Origin of the sequence: Collinsella sp. AM42-18AC (genome assembly GCF_003467965.1) — a bacterium.
In the GTDB taxonomy this organism is placed as follows: domain Bacteria; phylum Actinomycetota; class Coriobacteriia; order Coriobacteriales; family Coriobacteriaceae; genus Collinsella.
The window spans coordinates 36858-47302 of the sequence record NZ_QSFY01000017.1 but is presented as its reverse complement, the minus strand read 5'-3'; the positions used below and the strand labels follow the sequence as shown (position 1 = coordinate 47302).

Annotated in this window: 9 protein-coding genes; all 9 read right to left on the bottom strand. The window is 58.6% G+C overall.

Features of this window, described 5'->3' with window-relative positions; translation table 11 throughout:
* Nucleotides 1-143: 143 nt before the first annotated feature.
* The 9 genes from DW913_RS09070 to pgk all read right to left on the bottom strand — a co-directional run bounded on the left by DW913_RS09070 (nt 144) and on the right by pgk (nt 10311).
* Nucleotides 144-1172: an ABC transporter ATP-binding protein gene (locus tag DW913_RS09070; RefSeq protein ID WP_117564866.1), complete on the bottom strand. Its 1029-nt coding sequence runs from the start codon at nt 1170-1172 to the stop codon at nt 144-146.
* Nucleotides 1173-2264 (bottom strand): ABC transporter ATP-binding protein, encoded by a 1092-nt coding sequence (locus DW913_RS09065; RefSeq protein ID WP_117564867.1) that lies wholly within the window; start codon nt 2262-2264, stop codon nt 1173-1175.
* A gap of 2 nt (nt 2265-2266) precedes the next feature.
* Nucleotides 2267-3202 (bottom strand): ABC transporter permease, encoded by a 936-nt coding sequence (locus DW913_RS09060; protein WP_117640785.1) that lies wholly within the window; start codon nt 3200-3202, stop codon nt 2267-2269.
* Between the two features lie 14 nt (nt 3203-3216).
* Nucleotides 3217-4254, bottom strand: coding sequence for an ABC transporter permease (locus DW913_RS09055; RefSeq protein ID WP_117640784.1), 1038 nt, complete (start codon nt 4252-4254; stop codon nt 3217-3219).
* Between the two features lie 157 nt (nt 4255-4411).
* On the bottom strand, nt 4412-6088 hold the full coding sequence (locus DW913_RS09050) for an ABC transporter substrate-binding protein (RefSeq protein ID WP_117758575.1): 1677 nt from the start codon (nt 6086-6088) through the stop codon (nt 4412-4414).
* 293 nt (nt 6089-6381) lie between these two features.
* On the bottom strand, nt 6382-6636 hold the full coding sequence (gene secG, locus DW913_RS09045; RefSeq protein WP_006236144.1) for a preprotein translocase subunit SecG: 255 nt from the start codon (nt 6634-6636) through the stop codon (nt 6382-6384).
* 165 nt (nt 6637-6801) lie between these two features.
* On the bottom strand, nt 6802-8355 hold the full coding sequence (gpmI, locus tag DW913_RS09040; protein WP_117798294.1) for a 2,3-bisphosphoglycerate-independent phosphoglycerate mutase: 1554 nt from the start codon (nt 8353-8355) through the stop codon (nt 6802-6804).
* A 5-nt stretch (nt 8356-8360) separates the two neighbouring features.
* Entirely contained in the window at nt 8361-9128 is a 768-nt protein-coding gene (gene tpiA / locus DW913_RS09035; RefSeq protein ID WP_089572945.1) for a triose-phosphate isomerase, read from the bottom strand.
* Nucleotides 9121-10311, bottom strand: a complete 1191-nt coding sequence (gene pgk, locus DW913_RS09030; RefSeq protein ID WP_117564871.1) for a phosphoglycerate kinase — start codon at nt 10309-10311, stop codon at nt 9121-9123. The genes tpiA and pgk overlap by 8 nt, the downstream gene beginning before the upstream one ends.
* Nucleotides 10312-10445 lie beyond the last annotated feature (134 nt).

Here is a 10445-nt window from a genome sequence, read left to right as displayed (position 1 = left end):
ATTCTAAAAAACACCTTGCCAAATAGGAGCGTCAGACCAGGAAACCCCCTTATCCACAGCTCCGAAGGAGCAGGATAAGGGGGTTTCCATGGTCGAGGACGTTCTGAAAACTAAGTCCAGCACGGGCCCGGACAAACAGCCGACTACAGGTCGATGTGCGATTCCTTAATCGGGAACGGCTCCGCGAAGTGGCACGCGCAGCAGTGGCCCGGGGCAACTTCCTTAAACTCAGGAAGCTTCTCGGAGCAGATGCCCTGCGCGATCGGACAGCGCGTGTGGAAACGGCAGCCGGTCGGCGGATCTAGCGGCGACGGCGGATCGCCAGCGAGGATGATGCGCTTGCGGGTCTTCTGAATATCCGGATCGGGCACCGGCACGGCAGACAGCAGCGACTGCGTGTACGGATGGTGAGGCTCGCTATAGAGCGTCTTCCAATCCGAAACCTCGACCATCTTACCCAGATACATAACGGCAACGCGATCGGAGATGTGCTGCACGACGGACAGGTCGTGGGCGATAAAGAGATACGCCGTACCAAACTTGTCCTGCAGTTCCTTAAGCAGGTTCAGAACCTGGGCCTGAATGGAAACATCCAAAGCGGATACCGGCTCGTCACAGATAATCAGCTTGGGCTTCAGCGCAAAAGCGCGGGCGATGCCGACACGCTGACGCTGGCCGCCCGAGAACTCGTGCGGATAGCGGTTGATGTGCTCGGGGTTCAGACCGACGACATCCAGCAGCTCGCGAACACGCTCGATACGCTCTTCCTTGGTGCCCACACCATGAATGGTCATGGGCTCGGAGACGATCTCACCAATCGTCATACGAGGGTTCAGCGAAGCATAGGGATCCTGGAAGATAAACTGCATCTCGCGACGCATATCCTTGATCTCGTGCTTGCTCATCTCGGCAACATCTTTGCCCTGGAAGAACACCTTACCTGCCGTCGGCTTCGTCAGGCGCATGATGGTGCGGCCCGTGGTGGACTTACCGCAACCAGACTCGCCGACCAGGCCAAAGGTCTCGCCCGGATAAATCTCGAACGAAATGTCATTCACAGCAGAGACGACGCGCTTGGAAAAACGCTTGGCGAACATGCCGGACTCTGCGGGGAACTCCTTAGAAAGATGCTCGACCTTCAGCAGCGGAGTGCGCTCGTTATTGTCTGTCATTTACGCCTCGCCTCCCTTCTTGGAATCCTTGCGCGTGCGGGACGTCTCAGGGGCGTTCTTGAGGAACTCGGGGTCACCGGAATAATGGCACGCAGAATAGTGGCCGGACTCGGTAACAACGCGCTCGGGGCGCTGCTTGCGGCACTTGTCCGTCGCATAGGGGCAGCGAGGAGAGAAGACGCAGCCCTCGGGCAGGTTCATGAGCGAAGGCGGGTTGCCGTGAATCGGCGTCAGCGGCTTCTTCTCATCGATGGCCTGCTCCGGGATGGAGCGAATAAGACCCCAGGTGTAGGGATGGCGGCTCTCGTAGAAGATTTCCTCAGCAGTACCGAACTCGACGGGACGGCCGGCGTACATAACCATGATTTTGTCGGCCATATCGGCGACAACGCCCAGGTCATGGGTAATCATGATAATGGCGTTGCCGTTCTTCTCCTGCATCTCCTGCATAAGCTCAATAATCTGAGCCTGAATGGTAACGTCCAGGGCAGTCGTGGGCTCGTCGGCAATCAGGATATCGGGGTCGCAGGCAAGAGCCATAGCGATCATGACACGCTGACGCATTCCGCCGGAGAACTGGTGCGGATATTCATTGACGCGCTTCTCGGGCTCGGGGATACCCACGAGGTCCAAAAGCTCGGTAGCGCGCTTGAGCGCCTCCTGCTTGGAATAGCCACGGTGCAGACGAAGGCCCTCGCCCACCTGCTTGCCGATCTTATAGACCGGGTTCAAGGAGGTCATAGGATCCTGGAAGATCATCGCGATATCGTTACCGCGAATGTGCTGCATCTCTTCCTCGGTCATTTCGAGGATAGAACGACCGCGATAGCGAACGTCGCCGCCCTCGATCTTTCCCGGAGGCATCGAAATGAGGCCCATGATGGTCATGGCGGTCACGGACTTACCAGAGCCGGACTCACCGACGACACCCAGGGTCTCACCGCGATCGAGCGTGTAGGACACACCGTCGACGGCGCGAACGACGCCATCCTCGGTGTGGAAATACATCTTAAGGTCATCGACCTCGAGCAGATGCTGGCCCTCGGGAACCGGCTGGTCCTTCAGGTCCACATAGTTCTTGTTCTTCTTCATCCTTATGCGTCCTTCATCTTGACGTCGAGGGCGTCGCGCAGACCGTCACCCAGCAGGGTGAAGGCGAGCACCGTCGAGAGAATTGCCAGACCGGGCATGATCATCATCCAGGGAGCAGTCAGAAGATACTGCTGACCGTCCTGAATCATGGAGCCCCACGAAGGCGTAGGCGGGATAACGCCCATGCCGAGGAAGGACAGGGCAGACTCGGTCAGAATAGCGCCGCCAATGTTCATGGTCGCATAGACCACGATAGAAGCAACGGAGTTCGGGAAGATATGGCGCATAACGATACGCGCATCGGATGCACCCATAGCGCGAGCGGCGTCAACATAATCGTTCTCTTTGACCGTTAGGATCGCAGATCGGAAGACACGGGCAATCGAGGGCCAGCCGAGAATGCCGATGGCGATAAAGACATTCTGAAGACCACGACCGATAACGGCAATCATGGCAACAACGAACAGCACGTACGGGAACGCCAGGAAGATGTCCGCACAGCGCATGATGATCGTATCCCAGATGCCGCCATAGAAACCGGCCAGGGCGCCCATGACCAGACCGATCACCGTAGAGATGGCGGTGGCCATAATACCGACGGAAAGCGAAACGCGTGCACCGTAGATAACACGGACGAGAATGTCACGACCAAGAGAGTCGGTGCCAAACGGATGCTCGGCACACGGAGCCAGCAGCGACGTCTCGGCCATGGTGGTCGAGTCGGAAGCCGTCGGCGAACCGAGCCAGGGCTTAGCCCACAGATCGGCGGTCAGGGCGACCACAACAACGATGATGATCCAGCAGACACCGATAACGGCGAGCTTGTTCTTACGAAGACGCTTAAAAGCGTCGCCCCACAGCGTGCGGGACTTGGCGGGAGCAGATGCGGCCTTGGTGGCGGTAGCCTGCTCCTGAGACTGAGAATCAGTTTCCTGCATGAGACGTACCTCCCTTAGGCCTTATCCGACGGACCGCCAAGGCGGATGCGCGGGTCGAGGAATGCATAGCTAATGTCGACGAGCAGGTTGATCACCATAACGACGACAACAATGAGCGTAACGCCGCCCATAACGATGGGCCAGTCGCGCATGCTAATGGCGCGGTAGACCTCGAAGCCGATGCCGGGCCAGTTAAAGACCGTCTCGGTCAGGATGGCGCCCGAAAGCATGCCGCCGAAGTCGACACCAATATAGGTAACGACGGGGATGAGTGCATTCTTAAGCGCATGCTTGATAATGATCGCGCGATTGGAGAGACCCTTGGCCTTTGCCGTACGGATGTAATCCTGGTTCATGACGTCAAGCAGCTGCGAGCGCATAATGCGGGCGGCATAAGCGGTCGAAACCGAAGCCAGCGTAATGGTCGGAAGCACATAGTGCATCCAATCCTGATACTGAGAGCTGGAACCGCCGGCACCCGAGATCGGCATGGAGAATGCACCGCCGGTGGCATCCTTAAGGATGACGCCAAAGAACAGCTGCAGCAACATACCGAGCCAGAAGGCCGGGACGGCAACGAGAATCGACGTGGTGAGCGTTACCAAAATATCCCAGAAGGAATAACGCTTAACCGCCGAAATGATACCCGCACCGATACCCATGATCGCCTCGAGCACGATGGCGCACGCGGCAAGTTTGACCGTATACGGATACTTCTGGGCAAAGATTTCCGTAACCGGCAGCTTGCGCTGGTACGAATTGCCCAGATCGCCATGAAGCAGGCCGTTCATGTAATACAAGTAACGGTCCACGAGCGACGTTTGAACGGGATCGCCGTTCTCGTCAAGGATCGCGTTGCCGTCCTCGTCCGCCTGGACCAGGTGATAGCGCACGCGAAGTTGAAGCTCCACCTCGGGGGACAGAGCCTTGTCTCCACCGATCAGCTTGATCGGATCTCCCGGCACGATGTTCTGGAGGGCGAACAGAATCAGCGTAACGCCCAAAAATACCGGGATGAACTGAAGCACACGTTTAACGATGTACTTACCCATACCACTCCCCTATCTAGGGATTAACCTAAATGGGATGCCGATCGCCAGACCGGCATCCCAAAATTACCATCAGCCAGTTTACCCCAGGTTAGGGAGAACTGTATGTTTCCCATGAGGTCTACGTAAATACTTGACCCTCACGGAAGCTGCAAAACCCTTAGGCGAGCTCGGCGGTACCCAGATCGGCGTGCTTCTGCGGATCAACATAGAGATGCTTGACGCGGTCAGAGCCAGCGATGGTGTGCGTGTAGAACATCACCGGGATAACCGGGCAGTCAGCAGCGACCATGGCGTCGGCCTCCCGCATCTTGGCGATGCGCTCCTCGTCATCAACCGTGGTGCGGGCCTCGTCGACCTTGGCATCGAACTCGGGGTTGCTGTAACCGGAGCGGTTGTCGCCACCGAGGGAGTCGGAGTGGAACAGCGGGTACAGGAAGTTGTCCATGATCGGGTAATCGGCGATCCAGCCCAGACGGCCGAACTGATAGTTGAAGTTCTGATACTGCTCGAGCAGGGCAGACCACTCAGGGGTATCGGAGACAGCGGTAACGCCAACCTTGGCGAGGTCGCCGATGATGGACTCCATGATCTCCTTGTGACCACCGTCCTGGTTGTAGGAAAGGGTCACGCTAATGCCACGATCGCCGTTAGCGCCAGCGGGAGCGACCTTGTCGAGGTACTCGTTAGCCTTGTCGACGTCATAGGCGCAGAACTCCCATGCGCCCTCCTTGTAGCCGGCGATTCCCGGAGGAACAATACCGTCGGCGGGGGTACGGGTACCCTTGAAGATGGTCTTGCAGATGGCCTCACGGTTGATGGCCAGGGAGATGCCCTTGCGCAGGTCGGCGTTATTGAACGGCTCGGCCGTGGTGTTGCAGGTCAGATAGTACGTGGAAGGCTCGGCACCGAGCAGCATATGCTCGCCGTCACCCATGGTGTAGCCGTCCTTGGACTCGCCACGGTCCTTCTTGGCGGCGTCGATCTGAGCAACGGGAACGTCGCAGACATCGAGGTTACCGGCCTGGAACTCCTTGTAAGCGGTCTCCATGTCCTTGATGACCTGGAAGTGGATGCCATCGATCTTGGCCTTGTCGCCATAGTAATCATCGAACTTCTTGAGGTTGATCTCCTGGCCATCCTCCCACTTACCGTCCATCATGAACGGGCCGTTACCGACCGGGGCAAGGTAGAAGCTCTTGACATCGGACTCGGCGCACTCGGGAACCGGGGACAGAGCCGGGTGAGAGGCGACGAAGGGGAAGTCGGCGTAAGCGGAAGACAGCTTGACGACGAGGGTCTCATCGTCGGGGCAAGTAACACCGCTGAGCTCGGTAGCGTTGCCGGCAAGCAGATCGTCATAGCCCTCAACCATGGAAAGGTGATAGGAGACCTCGGAAGGACCATACTCGGTGGCGATGGCCGACTTGGTGTTGACTAGACGCTCCCAACCGAGCTTGAAGGACTTGGAGGTAACGTCGTCACCGTTGTGGAACTTAGCCTTCTTGATCTTGAAGGTGAACTCGGTGGCGTCGTCGTTAGCCTCAAAGGACTCGCAAGCCAGCGGAACGATCTCGCCCTTCTCGGGGTCGTACTCCGTCAGAGCGTCGAAGAGCTGGTACTCGACCTGAGTGCCCTGATCCTCCTGGACGTTGTAGGGGTCGATGCAGACCGGGTTGTTGATGTAGAAGTTCAGCGTCGAACCGGAGTCAGATCCGGAAGCGTCGCCGCCCTTCTTGCCGCACGCGGCAAGAAAAGCCATGGAGCTCGCAGCGAGGGTGCCGCCAACAAAGGCGCGACGACCCATAACGGGCTGGTGGAACATAGAATCAGCCATGCCATCCTCCTTATGAGATAGGACAAAGAAATGTTCAGTCGGACATATGTCGAGACAATCCGATCCGAACCATCAAAACGCCGCCCGCTGCTATGGCTGGTTATGCACAACAGACCAACGTTTTGCAATACAGTAGCGCATTTTATGCACGATTTGGGGCTAATTCCGGTTAACGGTCGAGAATTTCTTTAGTTGGGCGAAGTATGTGGGGATATTTTGACTCTGTTACAAGTCTGTAAACAAAAAGGGCCCCGCACATACGGGACCCTTTACAAACGTATAAACGCCGATGCTTAGTAGCCGACGATGCCCTGCGGGAAGAAGAACATGCACAGAACGACACACACGGCAAAAACGACGGCCATAATTACCGTCAGGCGATCGAGGTTCTGCTCCATGACGCCCGTGGCAGAGCTGGAGTTATACAGCGAGCTAGCGATCATATCCGAAACGCCGGTACCCTTACCGGAATGCATCAGAACGAGAATCGTCAGTGCCACGGCAGAAACAGCCCAAACGACAAACAGAAGAATCTGGAACGGACCCATAGATAAGCTCCTTAATAGAACAATTCAAACTCCAGTACTGTACCACAACCCCCAACACTCCCCCACCTGCCATTTAGGGACGGGGTAGAAATGGCAGAAATACCAAAAAAGGGGGTCGTCCAGTTGTGGACAACCCCCTTACTAGAAAACGATATTTGTTTTCTATTAGGCCTCGGTGGCGAGCACGCGACCCGTCATCTCGGCGGAAGGCTCAATACCAGCCATGGTGAGCATGGTCGGAGCGATATCGGAAAGACGGCCGTCCTCGATACCGGTGAGCTTGGCCTTCTCATCAACGATGATGAACGGCACGCGGTTGGTGGTGTGAGCCGTAAACGGATGCTTGGAACCGTCGGAAGCAACGTCAAACATGTGGTCGGCGTTACCATGGTCGGCGGTAATCAGCGCAAAGCCGCCCTTGGCGAGAATCGCCGGGACAACCTTGGACAAAGCATCGTCAACAGCCTCGACGGCCTTAACGGCCGCGTCGAAGACACCGGTGTGACCAACCATGTCGCAGTTCGCGAAGTTCACGATGTAGAAATCAGCGCGATCCTCGTTGATTGCGGCGACGAGCTTCTCGGTAACCTCGGGAGCGCTCATCTCAGGCTGCAGATCGTAGGTAGCGACCTTGGGGGAAGCGACGAGCACGCGCTCCTCGCCCTCCTTGGGCTCCTCGATGCCGCCGTTGAGGAAGAACGTCACGTGGGCGTACTTCTCGGTCTCGGCGGTGTGCAGCTGCTTGAGGCCATTGGCGGCGATAACGTCGGCCAGAACGTTCTCGGGGAACGTCTTGGGGAAGGCGACCTCGACGTCAAACGTCGGATCGTACTCGGTCATCGTCACAAAGTGCGAAAGCTTGATCTGCTCGCGCTCAAAGCCGTCGAACTCCTTGTCCGTGAACACGCGGGTCATCTGACGAGCGCGGTCGGGACGGAAGTTGAAGAAGATGGCCGCGTCGCCCTCGTGGATACCCTCGTTGTGGGCAGCGAAGGGCTCGACGAACTCGTCGCCGCGCGGATCCTTCTCGTAGTAGGCCTTGATACCGGCAACGGGATCGGTATCGGCATCGGACGCGTTGACCATGACGTCGTAGGCGCGCTGGATGCGCTCCCAACGGTTGTCGCGGTCCATGGCCCAATAGCGGCCCGAAACGGTGGCAACGCGAGCGTCGCAACCGGTCTCCTCGGAGATCTTAGCCAGGAAGGCGCAGAACTCACTCATGTAGCCGGCACCGGACTGCGGGTCGACGTCACGGCCATCCATAAAGGCGTGGACGCGAACGGTCTTGACGCCATGCTGGGCAGCCATCTTGACCAGAGCCTCGACGTGGTTCATGTGAGAATGAACACCGCCAGGGCTCATAAGGCCCATGAGGTGGAGAGTCTTGCCTTCGGCCTTGACATCGTCCATGGCCTTGACGAAGACCTCGTTCTTGGCGATGGAGCCGTCCTTGATGGCATTGTTGATGCGCGAAAGCTCCTGGAACACGATGCGGCCGGCACCGATGTTGAGGTGGCCTACCTCGGAGTTGCCCATCTGACCGTCGGGAAGGCCCACGTCCTCGCCCGAAGCACCGAGCGTGGTGTGGGGATACTGAGCGTACAGGCTATCAAGGAAGGGCGTCTTGGCAGCGGCGACGGCGTTCTCGCCATCGGCCGGAGCAAGGCCGCAGCCATCCATGATGATCAGGAGTGCAGGAAGATGACGCTGTGCCATATGTCCTACTCGCCTGCCTTGACGACCATAGAGGCGAAGTCGGCAGCCTTGAGCGAAGCGCCGCCCACGAGGGCGCCGTCAACGTCGGGCTTGGCGACGAGCTCGGCAATGTTGCCGGGCTTAGCGGAACCACCGTACAGGACGCGGATACCGTCGGCGAGCTCCTCGCCAAACATCTCCTTGAGGGTCTCACGGATAGCGCCGCAGACCTCCTGGGCGTCCTCAGCGGTAGCGGTCTTTCCGGTGCCGATGGCCCAGATGGGCTCGTAGGCGACGACGACCTGCTTGGGGCAGGTGATCTCAAGACCAGCAAGGCCAGCCTTGACCTGGTTCACGACGTGCTCGACATAGGTGCCAGCCTCGCGGACCTCGAGGGACTCGCCGCAGCAGAAGACGGGAACAAGACCGGCGGCAACGAGGGCCTTGGCCTTCTTGTTCTGATCCTCGTCGGTCTCGTGGAAGTAGTCGCGACGCTCGGAGTGACCGATGATGCAGTAGGTGCAGCCAGCGGACTTGAGCATGTCGCAAGAGGACTCACCGGTGAAGGCACCCTTGGCCTCCCAGTACACGTTCTGAGCACCGAGGGCGATGGGGGCAGCCTGAATACGGTCATGAACCGTGGTGATGTCAATGGTCGGAGGGCAGACGAGCACCTCGACGCCAGCCGGAACCTCGGGCAGAGCCTGAGCCAGCTCGTCGGCGAGCTTGGCGGCCTCGGCGACGTCGTTGTTCATCTTCCAGTTACCAGCGATAAGAAGGGTGCGATTAGGCATCGAGAAGCGCCTCCACTCCGGGCAGGGCCTTACCCTCGACGAGCTCCATGGAAGCGCCACCACCGGTGGAGATCCAGCTCATCTTGTCGGCCAGGTTGAACTTGTTGACAGCCGCGACAGAGTCACCACCGCCGATGATCGAGGTGCAGTCGGCCTCGGCGACGGCCTCGGCGATAGCCTGGGTGCCGTGAGCGAAGTTGTCGAACTCGAAGACGCCCATGGGGCCGTTCCAGAACACGGTCTTGGCGCCCTTGACGGCCTCGGCGTAGAGCTCCTCGGTCTTGGGGCCGATGTCCATGCCCTCACGATCGTCGGGGATAGCGTCGGAAGCGACAACCTCGGGGACAGCGTCCTCGCCAAAGTGATCGGCAACGCGGTTGTCGATGGGGAGCAGGATCTTGACGCCCTTCTCCTCGGCCTTCTTGAGCATCTCGCCGGCGCGCTCGACCCAGTCCTCTTCCTTGAGGGACTGACCGACGGTCAGACCCTGAGCCAGGAAGAAGGTGTAGGCCATGCCGCCACCGATGATCAGGGTATCAGCGGAGTCGATGAGGTGATCGAGAACGCCGATCTTGGAGGAAACCTTGGAACCGCCGACGATAGCGACGAAGGGGCGCTCGGGCTCGGCGAAGATGCCGGTCAGCGTGTCGACCTCCTTCTCGAGCAGGAAGCCGGCGACGGCAGGCAGGTAAGCGGCGGGGCCCACGACGGAACCCTGGGCGCGGTGAGCGGTGCCGAAGGCATCGAGAACGAAGACGTCACCATAGGAAGCGAGCTTCTTGGCGATCTCGGGATCGTTCTTCTTCTCACGCTTGTCAAAACGGACGTTCTCGAGAACGAGGACCTTGCCCGGCTCGACGGCGGCAACAGCCTCAGCAGCCTTCTCGCCGTAGGTGTCGGCGACAAAGGCAACATCGAGACCAGAGAGCTCAGCGAGCTTCTTGGCGACGGGCTCGAGGGACAGCTCGGGCTGGAAGCCGGTGCCATCGGGACGGCCGAGGTGGCTCATGAGGATGACGCGAGCGTTGTGCTCAACGAGGTAGTTGATGGTGGGCAGGGCAGCCTTGATGCGGGTGGTATCGCCAACGACGCCATCCTTGATAGGCACGTTGAAGTCAACGCGGACGAGAACGCGCTTGCCGTCGACATCGATGTCGCGGACGGTCTTCTTGGTAAAGGCCATGTTTGCTTCTACCTTTCGTACGTGTCTGCCTCCCATTACGGCAGACGATTTCCTATAAAAAGGGCGCGACCCTAGGGTGTAAGCCCTATGAGGCCGCGCCCTTCTTTAGACGCTCAACGAGCTATTCGCTAAAA

Excerpts from the sequence above, each read along its gene's own strand:
- DW913_RS09070 (WP_117564866.1), bottom strand. The coding sequence starts at position 1,172 with ATGACAGACAATAACGAGCGCACTCCGCTGCTGAAGGTCGAGCATCTT.
- DW913_RS09065 (WP_117564867.1), bottom strand. The coding sequence starts at position 2,264 with ATGAAGAAGAACAAGAACTATGTGGACCTGAAGGACCAGCCGGTTCCC.
- DW913_RS09060 (WP_117640785.1), bottom strand. The coding sequence starts at position 3,202 with ATGCAGGAAACTGATTCTCAGTCTCAGGAGCAGGCTACCGCCACCAAG.
- DW913_RS09055 (WP_117640784.1), bottom strand. The coding sequence starts at position 4,254 with ATGGGTAAGTACATCGTTAAACGTGTGCTTCAGTTCATCCCGGTATTT.
- DW913_RS09050 (WP_117758575.1), bottom strand. The coding sequence starts at position 6,088 with ATGGCTGATTCTATGTTCCACCAGCCCGTTATGGGTCGTCGCGCCTTT.
- secG (WP_006236144.1), bottom strand. The coding sequence starts at position 6,636 with ATGGGTCCGTTCCAGATTCTTCTGTTTGTCGTTTGGGCTGTTTCTGCC.
- gpmI (WP_117798294.1), bottom strand. The coding sequence starts at position 8,355 with ATGGCACAGCGTCATCTTCCTGCACTCCTGATCATCATGGATGGCTGC.
- tpiA (WP_089572945.1), bottom strand. The coding sequence starts at position 9,128 with ATGCCTAATCGCACCCTTCTTATCGCTGGTAACTGGAAGATGAACAAC.
- pgk (WP_117564871.1), bottom strand. The coding sequence starts at position 10,311 with ATGGCCTTTACCAAGAAGACCGTCCGCGACATCGATGTCGACGGCAAG.